At 48.0% G+C, this 13,437-nt stretch carries 14 protein-coding genes; 2 read left to right on the forward strand and 12 right to left on the reverse strand.

Annotation, left to right across the window (positions count from 1 at the left end; genetic code table 11):
* Positions 1-303 precede the first annotated feature (303 nt).
* A complete protein-coding gene (locus tag QMG93_RS02940) occupies positions 304-1,461 on the forward strand; it encodes a cation:proton antiporter (RefSeq protein ID WP_281933395.1) in 1,158 nt (385 codons plus the stop codon).
* Positions 1,462-1,556: 95 nt separating this feature from the next.
* Here the strand turns inward: QMG93_RS02940 and QMG93_RS02945 are convergent, their stop codons facing one another.
* The 7 genes from QMG93_RS02945 to QMG93_RS02975 form a co-directional block, all read right to left on the reverse strand.
* Positions 1,557-2,351: a transposase gene (locus QMG93_RS02945; RefSeq protein ID WP_281933396.1), complete on the reverse strand. Its 795-nt coding sequence runs from the start codon at positions 2,349-2,351 to the stop codon at positions 1,557-1,559.
* Positions 2,352-2,381: 30 nt separating this feature from the next.
* Positions 2,382-2,861 (reverse strand): IS110 family transposase, encoded by a 480-nt coding sequence (locus QMG93_RS02950; RefSeq protein WP_281933397.1) that lies wholly within the window; start codon positions 2,859-2,861, stop codon positions 2,382-2,384.
* On the reverse strand, positions 2,815-2,994 hold the full coding sequence (locus QMG93_RS02955) for a hypothetical protein (protein WP_281933398.1): 180 nt from the start codon (positions 2,992-2,994) through the stop codon (positions 2,815-2,817). Before QMG93_RS02955 ends, QMG93_RS02950 begins: the two co-directional genes overlap by 47 nt.
* 708 nt (positions 2,995-3,702) lie before the next feature.
* A complete protein-coding gene (locus QMG93_RS02960; RefSeq protein WP_281933399.1) occupies positions 3,703-4,185 on the reverse strand; it encodes a DUF1772 domain-containing protein in 483 nt (160 codons plus the stop codon).
* A 148-nt stretch (positions 4,186-4,333) separates the two neighbouring features.
* Positions 4,334-4,759, reverse strand: a complete 426-nt coding sequence (locus tag QMG93_RS02965; protein WP_281933400.1) for a MarR family winged helix-turn-helix transcriptional regulator — start codon at positions 4,757-4,759, stop codon at positions 4,334-4,336.
* A gap of 323 nt (positions 4,760-5,082) precedes the next feature.
* On the reverse strand, positions 5,083-5,520 hold the full coding sequence (locus QMG93_RS02970) for a NucA/NucB deoxyribonuclease domain-containing protein (protein WP_281933401.1): 438 nt from the start codon (positions 5,518-5,520) through the stop codon (positions 5,083-5,085).
* A gap of 196 nt (positions 5,521-5,716) precedes the next feature.
* Complete coding sequence (locus tag QMG93_RS02975; RefSeq protein WP_281933402.1) at positions 5,717-7,165, reverse strand: amidase; 1,449 nt, start codon at positions 7,163-7,165, stop codon at positions 5,717-5,719.
* A gap of 157 nt (positions 7,166-7,322) precedes the next feature.
* On the opposite strand from QMG93_RS02975, the gene QMG93_RS02980 reads away from it, so the two are divergent.
* A complete protein-coding gene (locus QMG93_RS02980) occupies positions 7,323-8,579 on the forward strand; it encodes a MerR family transcriptional regulator (RefSeq protein WP_281933403.1) in 1,257 nt (418 codons plus the stop codon).
* Here the strand turns inward: QMG93_RS02980 and trxA are convergent.
* The 5 genes from trxA to glp form a co-directional block, all read right to left on the reverse strand.
* Entirely contained in the window at positions 8,576-8,896 is a 321-nt protein-coding gene (gene trxA / locus QMG93_RS02985) for a thioredoxin (RefSeq protein WP_281933404.1), read from the reverse strand. The two genes, QMG93_RS02980 and trxA, sit on opposite strands and share 4 nt — an antisense overlap.
* A gap of 112 nt (positions 8,897-9,008) precedes the next feature.
* The gene (locus tag QMG93_RS02990) at positions 9,009-9,917 is read right to left on the reverse strand and encodes an NAD(P)/FAD-dependent oxidoreductase (protein WP_281933405.1); all 909 of its coding nucleotides are present in this window, start codon (positions 9,915-9,917) and stop codon (positions 9,009-9,011) included.
* A 112-nt stretch (positions 9,918-10,029) separates the two neighbouring features.
* The gene (locus QMG93_RS02995; RefSeq protein WP_281933406.1) at positions 10,030-10,428 is read right to left on the reverse strand and encodes an Rrf2 family transcriptional regulator; all 399 of its coding nucleotides are present in this window, start codon (positions 10,426-10,428) and stop codon (positions 10,030-10,032) included.
* A gap of 273 nt (positions 10,429-10,701) precedes the next feature.
* Complete coding sequence (locus QMG93_RS03000) at positions 10,702-12,012, reverse strand: hypothetical protein (protein WP_281933407.1); 1,311 nt, start codon at positions 12,010-12,012, stop codon at positions 10,702-10,704.
* 112 nt (positions 12,013-12,124) lie between these two features.
* Positions 12,125-13,393: a gephyrin-like molybdotransferase Glp gene (gene glp / locus QMG93_RS03005; protein WP_281933408.1), complete on the reverse strand. Its 1,269-nt coding sequence runs from the start codon at positions 13,391-13,393 to the stop codon at positions 12,125-12,127.
* Positions 13,394-13,437 lie beyond the last annotated feature (44 nt).

A 13,437-nucleotide genomic window follows, 5' to 3' on the forward strand; every position in this document is an offset into this window, starting at 1 on the left:
GTGCTCCTATAATTGCTGAATTTAACAATGCATGCTGCCACTAATTGTGTGGCAGCATGCATTGTTGTTCAACTAACGTACCGTTAGTTGAACGGGAATAGACGTCCATATTTTGTTTTTAAGGAGATTAACCCCCGACTTAATCCCTAGGGATTATCTACTATGTTAAAATTGAAATTTGACGTCATTATAGGCGTTAAAAAAGCTATTTTATTCTTAGTTTACATGGGTTATATTATGAGTACGAATTCGGTAATAAATGGACATCAATCCGGATGATCTCCAGTTATTGAGGTGCTTTGGTTGGATTTTATCCTTTATTTATTTCTCATTTTGTTACTCACTAAAGTTTTCGGTCATGTTGCAACTTTGTTAGGACAACCTTCCGTACTTGGGAAACTCCTCATTGGAATTATTATCGGTCCGGCTGTCCTCGGATGGATAGAAAGTAATGACTTCGTACATTACATGGCGGGGATCGGCGTCATTTTACTCATGTTTATTGCTGGTCTGGAGACGGATCTGGAACAACTAAAACGAACATGGCGGTCCGCATTTGCTGTTGCTATCGGCGGGATCATCCTTCCATTTTTAGGAGGTTATGCCGTAGCAGATGCTTTTGGACTGGGTTCCACCTATGCTCTTTTTATGGGCGTTGTGTTTAGTGCAACATCAGTCAGTATTACAGTACAAGTTCTGAAAGATTTGAACCGGCTTAATTCGCGGGAAGGTGCAACGATCCTCGGAGCAGCCGTTGTTGATGATGTAATAGTTGTCATTATTCTGGCGATCATGATGAGTTTCTTAGGAAACGGTAACGATATTTCACTTGGTCTCTTGATAAGCAAGAAAATTATTTTCTTCATCGTTGCTGCCGTGGTTGGATGGTTGGCCGTTCCAAGATTTATGAAGTTATTCGAGCGTATTTCTGTAACTGAACCTGTCATCACCATGGCCCTTGCTGTTTGCTTCGGTTTTGCTTATTTTGCAGATATGATGGGGATGGCAGCTATTATTGGTTCATTTGCTGCCGGAATTTCAATTTCCCAAACATCGTTCAAACATACGGTGGAGTCAAAGATCGAACCAATCGCTTATTCAATTTTTGTCCCTGTATTTTTTGTTAGTATCGGGCTAAATGTTTCATTTGAAGGCATTGGTAACCAGGTCGGTTTTATAGTTGCTTTAACCGCCGCAGCAGTTCTTACGAAACTATTTGGTGGGGCCATTGGAGCTAAAATAACAGGAATGAACTTTAATTCTGCCTTTGCTGTTGGTTCAGGTATGGTCTCCCGAGGTGAAGTCGCTTTAATCATCGCAACAACAGGTTTACAGGCTAAATTACTTCCTAATGAGTATTTTACTTCAGTGGTAATTACCATAATATTAACGACCTTAATCGCACCACCATTACTTAAGTTTTATTTCAATAAAACAGCAACACAGAGAGGTTCCAACTGAGTTGGGACCTCGTTTGTTTTGCTGCGTTAAACTGCCCTTTAGTTGAGAAAACGGCATCCGAGTAGTGTCGGTATGCCGTTTCCGTGTTGTAAAGTTTATACAATTTCTTCAGAAAACTCAGCTGCTTTAGATTCTAATTCATCAACGTTTTTGGGCATTCTTATATCCAAGCATTTTTCATCCCAAGGGACACCCAGATGTTTAGCATGTAAAACTGGATCATACATCTGATTATTTTTCAAACAAGAATACATCACCTGTGCAATTTTACCACATACATGCCCTATAGCTTTTCGTTTACTCATTCCCCGTCCATTAACCAGACGATCGTAGTAATGTTTAAATAGGTTTATTTTTGTATTGGGAGATATGAGCACCAGTACCATTAAAAATAGAATTCGACGAGTATCCCTTACACCCTCGTATGTTTGTCTAGATTTTGAGACCGAAATACCGGATGTTTTATTTTCAGCAGCAACGCCTAGGTACTTTTTAAATTCAAGATAATTCGAAAACCGTTCAACATCACCAATTGCACCAATTAATGTACAAGCCATTACATCACTCATGATTGGAAACGACTTAAGTAAAGCAGTGTATGGATGAGGAGGGATCTGCTTATCCTTATCTCCACGTAATAAAACCGAAATTTGTTTATCGATGCTTTCGATTGCTTCTTCAATTCGAAGGGCTTCCTCGATAAGCCATGTTTGTCTCTCAATCAAATGTGGCACTTGGACAGCTAAGGTGTGCGGTAAATATTCACTTAAAGTTACTGAAGCCTTTGTCGCTATCGTTTTGGCCCCAACAGAAATCAGAGCTTTCCGTAGTTCTTCTTGTGTTGCTTGAGACATGTCTTTTGCTGTTGGATACTGCAAAACTAATTTCATAACAGTTGTTGAGCCAGGCTTTTTAAATGCTCACTTTAGCTCAGGATTCGTAACTGAAAAAAGCTGTTGTATCTGGTTCTTCCTTCTAGTTAATTGAGTAGAAAGAAGCCATCTATCTCTCGTTAAAGTTCGAAAAAGTATCTGTGTAGGGGTTGCAGGTTTTACTAATCGTATACCCTTCATATCTGGGTGTAGTGTTTTATGCCAGCCCATGTAGGCCATGATCCTTGCATCGATCTCATCAGATTTTTCATTAAGGCCTAATTGACGTTCACGAAAATCCTTTACCGATTTATTTTCTACTTGGAACAAATGATACCCTTCGTCCAAAAGAACTTTCATCACCAAATACGAGTAATGACCACCAGTAGGCTCTAACAAAATAAAAAAGTCTGATGGAGCTAACCCAAAACTTTCTCGTATATTCCGTAACTGTGTTAGGAAATCAATAATTCCTTTACCATCAGAGTAAAACTTCATTGTCTTTTGCCGTTTCCATTCCTTTTTCACTACGGAATTTTTCGAAGGGAATACAAGCAGCAACATGAAAATCTGCACCGATGTCTAAACCCACATAAAATTGATACCATTTATTAATTTCAGATTTGTGCTTTTCAACTTCAATGGAAAATTGATTGTTCATAACTCCTCCAAAGATTGTTGCAGTTAAGCACTATCTATCCAAGTTTTCTTTAGAGCTCCTAAGGGCCCAATGTAGCATGTCAGGATTTAACGATAGTGCAGTAAGACCCACATTATACAAAGAGGTCATGATATGCCCCAATTATTTCAAGGGTTACTGCATTTTCTTCTATAAAGTTCTTTGTTTCGACAAACTAGTTCATTTTTCCTTCTATAAGGTTCTTAAATAAAAAATAAAACTTGCCTGATCATGGCAAGTTTGTTTTGAATATTGAGGTAATGGTGCAGTGCCATTAGATGGAGTGCCCCAAATCTATAATAGAAGTCCAAGTATATTAATTAGCTGGCTCCATGCCTATGACGGTGGCTTCCCTAGAGGTCACTGCACAAATTATATTTCAACATCTATACTTTTTTTCCTGCATTACATAAGAAATTGAACCAGTTTTCCGCAAACTTTATTCAGAAGTCCTTTTGAGGCTACACGTTGTAGACAGGGGTAAAACTGGTTCATTTATATTAAACCATAAACAATTAGAAAATTAAATTTCCATTTTTTAATCTAAGCTTCTACGATAGTAGCATGTAGTTATTAGTTTGAGCTGTAAAACACTAAGAAAACTTTATTTTCTTTGGACAACTCGCGCTGCGAAAATGCCGCTTGCCGCCAAATGGCGGCAAGCAGCTCAAGGACTCCCGCGTCCGTGACTCACCATTTCCGTATCGCAAGGATGAACGAAGCCAAGGCGGCAAGGGAGGCAATTGTCCGCACATGGTTCCAAGCGACCCACTTAGAAAGATAAAGATTCCATAGCTGAGCCCCTTCGGAACTTCCGGGAGCAACTGCAGCCAAAGCGTCATTCAACGGAACGTTAAAGATAATCGTCACCAGAAAAGATCCGACGAAGTAGAGTATGCACCCGGCCAGCACATAGGCCGCGCTAGCCGTTCCCCATTTCGTCAATGAAGCGATCCCTAGAATGACACACGCCAAGGCCGTTCCCATGAATACCAAGCTAAACAACGGATTAAGTACCGTAACGTTGATCGACTGCATGGCAGCAATGCCTTGCTCCGCCGGGAGACGGGCCAGAGCCGACATCACAAAAGTCGAAAAGGCGAAAAACAATCCGGCAATCAAGCCGGAGCCCAATGCCGAAGCATAAGTCAGACCAAACAACAAGTTCCCCATTCGGATCACACCTCCCATACGCAGGGCCCTGCGCTAATTTTTGCATCCTGAGCTGCTTTTACATCCTGCTTGTTCATTGAGTTTCCGCCTTGTTAATTACAAAATTGTTTGCGCAAGCAAATGTTTGTCTGAAAAAATCAAATGAAACTCATTCGATTTTTTCCAACCGGTCGCTTACCTCATCTAATTGAAACGAGAGTGCGTCACTTTCTTCTCCGAGAATAGCTGTATACCGGCTCTGGAGATTATTCCAGCACTCGTTAATGGCGGCTTCGAGCGCCTTGCCTTTATCCGTTGCGTAGATCAGCGATAATCTGCCCTCTACACGGTTGTACAGCAAGCCTTTGGCTGCGAGCTTCTCAATAAGGCGAGTGACCGTGGATGGCTGAAGGTGCAAAATTTGTCCTAGTTCTTTCTGCGAAATTCCGTCATTTTCGTACACCGCCATAAGCAAAAACGCAGAGTTCGGAGACAAGCCGCTAGATGCAAATTCATCCTCCGCCATTTTGCTAATTACCCTGCCGAGACGATTTGCCGTGAAATAGAGACACTCTTTAAGATAAACATTCAACATGGCTGGAACCTCAATTTCTCACCTAAAATTGTTTGCACAAACAAATTTAATTCAAATTCCGTTTTTTGTCAAGGATTTTTTACCCAAATCCCCTCTCTAACTATTCAGCGCATCCCACGAGAAGGACGCTCCGAGGAGGTCGCCGCCGCGGTCGAGTTTCTAGCCTCCTTTATTAACGGCACGAATCTGCGCGTTAACGGCAGGTCTGTCGCTAGCATCTAGCCGATCGCGTGAATGGAGCCGTAGAAATTTTTTCTACGGCTCTTCGTTTGCTTCTACCCTACCGATTTGATCACATAACACAGCGTGAACCGCTCTTGCGATTATTTCACGATAAATTTTACTCTGGTTCCGTCCGCGTATTTGGAAAGCTTATTTCCTACCCAGCTTCCCGCTCCCCGATTGTCGGACGGATTAATGTATCGAATATCCGCGCCTCTTCCCCCTTCCAAGCACATCGCCATCGGCCATTCGTCCCGATCGTAACCTTTCTTCGGCGGATATCCTTTCAGGGACTCTTCGCGCCGCTCACGGGTGCCGTCCCGCTCGATAGTACATACATCGGACTGACCCGCTGCAATGGCATCCTTAATATGCGCTCCGGTTTCGGGATAGCGGTCTCTCGGAAAAATGAGAATGTAGTCATACGATGATGCCGCAAAGGAAACGTGATTCGAGCCTGCAACCGGAAAAAAACTCGCCAGTAAAACCGAGATGAGGAATACAATCGAAAATAACGCCTTACTCTGCTTCTTAACCATTCGATTACCTCCATATTTCATATTTGGAATATTATTCCTATTCTATTGTAGTTGATAATAAGTTACCACTCAATAGTTTTGCAGCAAGTTATTTCTATAGCTTTTGTAAAGACGAATTGGCCGAAAAAAAACCAGGTCTTCTTCTTCGCAGAAGTTGACCTGGCTTTCTCACCGTCTGTACGTGGAAATGAACCACTTATTGCACACTTGCCGCATGAATGCCGGGGCGCTTATGGCTCCATGGCCGGGCGGCTTCCAACTGTCCGGCAAGCTGCAGCAGCGTAGCTTCGGCGGCGAATCGTCCGGCAAACTGCATCCCAATCGGCAGGCCTTCCGCGCTCCAACCGAGCGGTAGTGAAATAGCGGGCTGACCCGTCGTATTAAAGAGGCTCGTGAACGGGGCGTGGGTAAATACCTGCTCCGTCCAGCGTCTTACATCGATTTCCGGATCGTTGGCATTCAGCACGCCCAGCGGAAGCGGTGGAGATGCGATCGTCGGGGAAAGCAGCACATCGTACCGCTCAAAAAACCGGCCGACTGATCGGGAGGCTTTCGCACCGATATCGACAGCAGTCAGCAGATCATGGGCGGACAAGGACGCGCCGTGCCGGTACGCTTTCAGGATCGTCGCTTCAAGGTTATGTTCCGACGGTGTACGATTCAGGGCTTTCGCAAGCCGCTCGATCCCATGGTAAGTATTGGCCACCCAGATGTGCATCGTCGCCACGAACAATGCCTCGTAATCCACCTCAGGCGAAGCCTCCACCAATTCGTGCCCCAGCTCCTCGCATAAGCTGACGGTTTCGTGCAATACCCGCAAGCATTCCGCGTCAACGGGCGTGCCCGATAACGGTTTGGCCGTCCATGCAATCCGCAGCCGCCCCGGCGCCGCGGCCGCTTCTACGGAAAAAGGTCGGCCCGGCCTCTCCGCCCAAGCATACGCGCCCGGATCGGGACCCGCTACCGCATCCAGCAGCGCAGCCGCATCGCGAACCGTTTTAGTTACGGCAAACTGAATTCCAAGGCCGCTTAAGACTTCTCCGCTGTCCGGTCCGTTGGGCGTTCGCCCGCGTGTCGGCTTCAAGCCGACCAGGCCGTTGCAAGACGCCGGAATGCGGATGGAGCCTCCGCCGTCATTGGCATGGGCGAACGGCACGATGCCTGCCGCTACGGCTGCGGCCGAGCCGCCGCTTGAACCGCCGGGACTCCTCTCCGGATTCCAAGGGTTTCTCGTCGGCCCGTACAAGACCGCTTCCGTCGTCGCGTTGAATCCAAATTCCGGCGCCGTGGTGGACCCCAACGTCACCAGACCGGCCTGACGGAACCGCCTCATCAGCTCGGAGTCGTACGGGTAAACCATCCCTTCTCCCAGTCGGCTGCCGCTGTTGAGAGGCACTCCGGCAGCATGCAGCGTCGAATCCTTGGTCAAAAACGGGACACCTGCAAACGGGCCGTCCGGTAACAAGGACTCGCTCTCCTTTTCCGCTTGCTCCTGAATCGAGACGGCCATCACATTCAATTGCGGATTCACCAGCCGGATAGCTTCGCTGGCTAACGCCGTCAGTTCCCGGGGTGTAACCTCACCGCGCTTGACCAGCTCAGCCAGTCCCAGACCGTCATAACTCGAATACTCGGATAACTTCATCGTCACTCACCTCTTTCTTGGTAATGCACTTATCATAAGAGGTGGAGCGTCCTTGAGATCAAGCCCGCAAAAAACCACTTTTTCCAAAAAAATCTGGAGTACCCCCACATTTTTATTGTAATATTCATATATTAAGGTAGAATTGGGGGTTGCTTACATGAAAATCGGGGCATTCGCCAAACGATTTGACGTGTCTGTCGATACGGTCCGTTACTACATTGAGCTTGGGCTGCTGCTTCCGGATAAAAAAGCAAGCGCCCAATATGAGTTTACTCCTTCGTGCGTAGACGATATGGTGCTCATCAACGAGATGAAGCAGTATCATTTTTCACTCCAGGAGATCCGTCAGATGCTTTTGTTTAAGCGGATCACCGACTTTACCGTTGTCGAAGACGTCCGCTGCCATTATCTGCGGTTGTTGAACGAAAAGAAGCGGCAGCTGAAGAGAGAGAAAGAGCAGCTGGAAAATGCACTGCGGCAGATCGAAAATAAATTGCTCGCCTTGCAAGACGAACCGGGGCCGGGAGCACAGACCGGGGTGCCTTACTCCTTTTTGCCATTGCTTTATTGCCCTTCCTGCCAGATCCCGCTGCAAATCCGCAACGCCCACCTTCAGGGAAAATATATGCTTAGCGGACAATTGTACTGCCGCTGCTCTTATCGGGCAGAAGTCAGGGGCGGCATCCTGCTCACCGCCGATAAAGAAAACGCTCGCTCCGCCTATACCTATAGCTATGATCACGAGCGCTTTCAATTGCTCTCCCCTGCTTTTATCCGCCTGACGGAAAAAGGTAGCTTGTGGATGGCCGGCCGACTTATGAGCGAGCCTCCTGCAAAGCATCGGCTGATTGTGGAAGCCAATACGGACGTGTATACGGTTCTGCCTAAATATATTTCGTCTCTCCCGCCGGAGACGATGTACGTTTTTTGCGGTACGTCGCGCGAGCTGCTCTCCAGGCTCAAGGAGCGGCTTACACAGAGTCGTGCCGATTTGCAGGCGCTTTACATCGAGAGCGGCGATTGGCGGCTTCCGCTTGCTCCCGCTACCGTCGACTTGGTCGTCGACAGCTTTTCGTTCAACGACTTTTCGTTGGACAACCGGCTCTTTCCGCTTCTCCCAATGCTGCCTTATCTCAAGCCGGACGCCCGTGTAATCGGAAACTATTTGTTTTATCGGCCGCCCGCAGCTTCGCTTTCGCAAATTCGCCATCTGTTTCCGCAAGCGCATGAGCGATCCTATTATCCGGATTATTTGGACGAGAATTTCTCCCATATCGGCATGGAGCTATCCGAGCGTGAGCTGCTTGGTTACATGAGCGATCCGGGAAGCTATTTGCGCTATCACGTTCCGAATGAAAAGCTTCATCTGTTAGCCTACTTGGCTAAACGTCGTGATGCCGGGACTTCCGATTAATTTTTATGACCGTCTATAAATTTTTTAAGTTCTTCCACAGGAATGGCGCCAACGATTTTTTCGACCGGTTCACCGTTTTTAAATAAGATCGTCGTTGGAATGCTCATGACTCCAAACCGAGCGGCCGTATTGGCTTCTTCATCTACATTGACCTTGAGAATTCTCACGTCGCTGTTATGTTCGCGGTCAAACGCTTCAAGTATGGTACCGAAATAGCGGCAAGGCGCGCACCAAGTCGCCCAAAAATTGACTAAAGTCAAGCCTTCGCTCTTTAAATCGTTGGTAAAGGTCGTGTCCGTAGTATGGCAAATGGTCATTTGTAGCTTCCTCCCTATATTCCTATCCTAAATTTAATTCAAATGAATCGAACCGACGGAGATTTCATCACCTCCCCCACCCTGCTCCGCGGTTCCGGCGGCTAACAGACGTTTATTCCCCGAAATCTTCCTCCGTCAAGTCCAAATTAACGCCCATCGCCGTTCGGCTGCCGTCGGCTGCGGCATAAACCACTTGGGAAGGCATGAAGTACGAAGCGTCTCCCGCAGCATATAATCCGGGTATCGAGGTTCTTCCCCATGCGTCCGTCTTGAGCCCGCCATTCTCCGTCCTTTCGCAGCCCAGACGTTCTCCGAACGGTACAGCCGGCACAAATCTGGGCGTTACGAAACCACCGGCTCTCGACAGCTCAGTTCCATCCACGAAACGAACATGCTCAAGCCGTCCGTTGTGTCCGACGAATGCCGTGACAGGCTGCTCCATCACCACGACTCCCTTGGATTGAAGATGTGTCTTCTGCTCGTCCGACAAGGACGACTTACCGTGCGTGCAGACGACCACGTCTTTGCTCCAATTGAGGAGAAGCTTGGCCGTATGAAAAACGGTCGGAGATTCGGAGACGACGACAAGCGGTTGATCCTGCAGCTCCCAGCCGTCACAATAAGGGCAATTAAACAAGCTTTTCCCATACAGCGGATAAAAGCCTTCGATTTCGGGAAATATTTCTTTTACCCCCGTTGCCAGAATCAGCTTTCGCGCTTGAACCCTGCGCCCTGATACATCCAGCACCTCGAAAAATCCGGATTCGATTATGTGAACCCCGACAGCCTCGGTTTGCAGATGTTCGACGGACGGATAACGCAGAACCTCCTCATAAGCAATGCGGCGGAACTCGGCCGGCGTCACGCCGTCTCTCGTAATAAAGCCGTGTGACGCATGCGTAACGGCATTTCGCGGCTTGTTGTTATCGATTATAGCCACGCTTCGTCTTGCCCTGCCGAGCACGAGGGCTGCATTCAATCCGGCGGGACCGCCGCCAATAATCGCGCAATCGTAAATCATGATGTTCATCCCCTCAAATTAGATATTAAAGACTCATTATATCTATGATTAATTTAAAAAAAACTTGTTCATGCACTTTACCGTGCTTTTCCTTTTAACGAAGGAGCTCATCTTAGGCTTGAGTTTGCTTTCGGGCCATATCCGCCAATTTCGCTTCTTTGAGATGCGACTCCATCTTCTGTTCCGCTTCCTTCATTACCGCTTGAATCAGACATTCGTCGCCGTGGACAAAATCGCATTCGAATAAGGAGGCGTTGCCTTCAATGGCATGGATAATATCCAGAAACGTAATTTCGTCTTTTTTGCGGGATAGCCGATAGCCGCCGTTAGCTCCGGATACCGATTCGATCATCCCTGCCTTCACGAGCCTCGTTAAAATTTTGGAAAGATAGGTCGGTGAAACGCCTTGGGATTCCGCCAGCTGCTGCACGCCTACCGGTTTAACTTGTGAAGTCTCAATCAGCGCGAGCATCGTGTGCAGAGCATAATTTGTCGCTTTGGAAAATCTCATGGCCAACACCTCTATTAAAGACTTATTGTGTCTATAATATCCTTGAATTACGGACCTGTCAAGTCGCAGTTTATCCTCTTGACTTTCTTGACACAAAACACCGCAATTGTAAATACGGCCAGAGTGTTGAGAAGGTGTTGAATTGAGATAATAAAGGTTACGAGGGGGTGGGGTATCCACTTCCGTTTGCTTCTCTATTTTTGTGAAAACCCACTTCCTCAACACTCTGTCTGTAAGTTAATTACGACAATTTGTATTCACAGGCGCCTATCGTTATCTCAGGCTCCTCTGCTCGTCAATCGAAGCGCCAACTCGTTTCGTCAGAAACTCCAGGAGATAGAGGCTCGCCTCGTCTTTATCGGAGGTTAGCTCCTTGAACTTTTGCAGGGCGGTGTTCAGCTTCGGAAACTCGGTATCGAAACCTTTCTGTGCTTCTTTTACCCCTTGAGCATCGGTTAGTTCCTCTAACCCTTTAACCCCCTGCTCCTTTAACTTAGCCAAATTGGAAGCCAGCTCTGCGGTGAGTGCATCATATTTGGGGGCAGCGGACTTGGGATGGGCTAATTTCATTTTGACATAAATGTTCATGCGGTACCCGTAGAGTCCAATGGTCCTGTTACCACCGTGAATCCACATGGTACCGCCGCCGTTACGGATATAATCGATACTGGACAGCTCTGAAATCGCTTCGTTTACCGTTTGATGAATAGCATCCGTCTGAGTCTTCAGCTTGCTGTCGTTTGCAAGCAATTTGTCCGTCTCCTGTTGAAAGCACTCGCCGATATAGCGGTACATTTCATCCTGGCCGCGTTCGGAGCGATCCAGCTCGTGCTTGTCATATTCGTCCTCATAAGTCCGAACGATTTCATCCTCGGACATGTTGGAAGCAACTACTCTTGAGCACAGGTTCCGGTTTACTTTCTCCAAGGCGGCGTTACTGTCGGAATCCGTTGCAGTCTGGGCAGCCTCTGGTTTCGCTTTCGCTTTAAAGAACGCCACAACGTCGCTCACCGTCGAGATTTTCCCGGAGGCATTCAGCCGGTTATCGATCTCAACATCCGATACAAAGTTTTTGTCCTTTTTTTGAATAAATATGGACGGGGCGGTCACTGCGGCGCTGCTTCCCGAGCCTTTCCCGGTAATGTAATCCGCGAGTACGATCACATCCTTCTTGCCGTCTCCATCCACGTCTTTAAAGGATACCGCTTTGACGGATTCGAAATTCCAAGACTCGACGAGCTTCGGCTGCGGGAACGTATACAAGGTATGACCTTCGGCATCCTTTAAGCTGAGCACAAGCTCTTTGCGCCCGTCTGCATTCACGCGTTTCGCGGACACAAAACGAACCTTGCCCCACGACTCCAGCTCAACCTGAAACGACTGGTCCGCAATTTCCTCGACCGATGCGCCGCCGCTTGCAGGAACGGCTTGCGACGGGATCGTAGGAGAAACAGGTCCCGCCGATCCGGTCGGAGGCGAATTTGCATCGGAAGCTTTCGCGGGCTCGTTGAGCCGGCTTTGCTGGCCGGACGGATTGCATCCCGCTAGTATTGCGAATAAAAGACATAGTGCCACTAGCCTCATTTCCTCTTCTCTCCCCCCTTTCCTATAAACCCGAACTGAACCAGATATTGGCACATTCGACCATTCCATTTTCATATTCGCGCTGTACGGACAGATTCCTGCAAATCCTACATTAGTCCATAACTCCGAGTTGAATCATGCGTACCTTTTCTCCAGCGAGAACGCCGCGGCCTCCCGGTGGGATGACCATGAGGCAATCCGAATCCTTGATCGAAAGCATCACGCTGGACTGATCGGGTCCTGCCATTTTGACATATACCTTGCCGTCTTCGATATAGCTTTTGGCCCGCACGAATCGATGATAGGCATTGACCTTCGTAAAATCCTCCCCTAAGAACGCGGTTGCTTCCGGCGGGAGAACGTCCTTCTTCCCTTGCATGCCCCACAGCACCGGACGAACAAACAACTCAAACCCTACAAAACAGGCCCCCGGATTCCCGGAAAGCGCGAAGAGAAACTTGTCTTTCATCACGCCAACCGTCGTAGGGCTGCCCGGACGCATCATCACCTTGTTAAATAACGTCGTCCCCTTCCACGCATCAAAAATATCGACCATAATATCGTAATCGCCTACCGAGACTCCGCCTGTCGTAATGACACAATCCGCTATGGAAAAAGCGTCGGTGATTCGCTCCATAGCCCGCTCCGCATCGTCAGGGATCGTTTCTAGAAGGATCGGGGTGCCGCCTGCCTCCCGGACTTGTGCTGCCAGCATATGCGTATTGCTGTTCCTGATTTTCCCGGGCTCAAGCGGCGCATGAACGCCCAGCAATTCCGAGCCGGTTGCGAATATGGCTACTTTGGGACGCTTAAATACGATAACCGTTCCTGCGCCGAAGGCAGCTAGCAGGGCAATCTCGCCTGCATGTATTTTCCTCCCCTTTTCCAGGACAAGGTCGCCTTTTGCCAATTCAAATCCGGTTAAGGTTATGTTTTGACCTTCCTTCTGTTCTTTTTTGATCGAAATGAACGTTTTTCCTTCTTGCTCGAAGCACTCCGCGATCTCAAGCATGACGACCGCATTCGCACCTTCAGGCACCATAGCTCCCGTCATAATCCTCGATGCCATATTCCCCGTTATGGCTCTCGTCGGCGTCGAGCCGCAAGGAATGCTCTCGATGACTTCCAGAACAACCGGTTGATCGGAAGATGCGCCGATTGTCGATTCCCACCGTATGGCAAACCCGTCCATACCCGAACGGCAAAAATGCGGCATGGGGTCCGATGCGAATACATCCGCCGCCAATCTCCTGCCAAAAGCTTCCTCCAATGGCACGCGCTCGACGTCTCCCGGCCGAATATGCTGCTGAATCATCTTTTGCGCCGCGTCAGGCTGAATGGCGCTCCTCCGAAAGCAGTTCGAAAGCTGTAAACGTTCCATACTATCCTCCAATTTGTACCGTTCTATAAAAATGCGCTACCCGA

The sequence above is a fragment of the Paenibacillus tyrphae genome (genome assembly GCF_027925525.1).
GTDB lineage: Bacteria > Bacillota > Bacilli > Paenibacillales > NBRC-103111 > Paenibacillus_G > Paenibacillus_G tyrfis_B.

Excerpts from the sequence above, each read along its gene's own strand:
- QMG93_RS03000 (WP_281933407.1), bottom strand. The coding sequence starts at position 12,012 with ATGAGGCTAGTGGCACTATGTCTTTTATTCGCAATACTAGCGGGATGC.
- QMG93_RS02960 (WP_281933399.1), bottom strand. The coding sequence starts at position 4,185 with ATGGGGAACTTGTTGTTTGGTCTGACTTATGCTTCGGCATTGGGCTCC.
- QMG93_RS02965 (WP_281933400.1), bottom strand. The coding sequence starts at position 4,759 with ATGTTGAATGTTTATCTTAAAGAGTGTCTCTATTTCACGGCAAATCGT.
- QMG93_RS02995 (WP_281933406.1), bottom strand. The coding sequence starts at position 10,428 with ATGAGATTTTCCAAAGCGACAAATTATGCTCTGCACACGATGCTCGCG.
- QMG93_RS02975 (WP_281933402.1), bottom strand. The coding sequence starts at position 7,165 with ATGAAGTTATCCGAGTATTCGAGTTATGACGGTCTGGGACTGGCTGAG.
- QMG93_RS02990 (WP_281933405.1), bottom strand. The coding sequence starts at position 9,917 with ATGATTTACGATTGCGCGATTATTGGCGGCGGTCCCGCCGGATTGAAT.
- QMG93_RS02970 (WP_281933401.1), bottom strand. The coding sequence starts at position 5,520 with ATGGTTAAGAAGCAGAGTAAGGCGTTATTTTCGATTGTATTCCTCATC.
- trxA (WP_281933404.1), bottom strand. The coding sequence starts at position 8,896 with ATGACCATTTGCCATACTACGGACACGACCTTTACCAACGATTTAAAG.
- QMG93_RS02945 (WP_281933396.1), bottom strand. The coding sequence starts at position 2,351 with ATGAAATTAGTTTTGCAGTATCCAACAGCAAAAGACATGTCTCAAGCA.
- QMG93_RS02980 (WP_281933403.1), top strand. The coding sequence starts at position 7,323 with ATGAAAATCGGGGCATTCGCCAAACGATTTGACGTGTCTGTCGATACG.
- QMG93_RS02955 (WP_281933398.1), bottom strand. The coding sequence starts at position 2,994 with ATGAACAATCAATTTTCCATTGAAGTTGAAAAGCACAAATCTGAAATT.
- glp (WP_281933408.1), bottom strand. The coding sequence starts at position 13,393 with ATGGAACGTTTACAGCTTTCGAACTGCTTTCGGAGGAGCGCCATTCAG.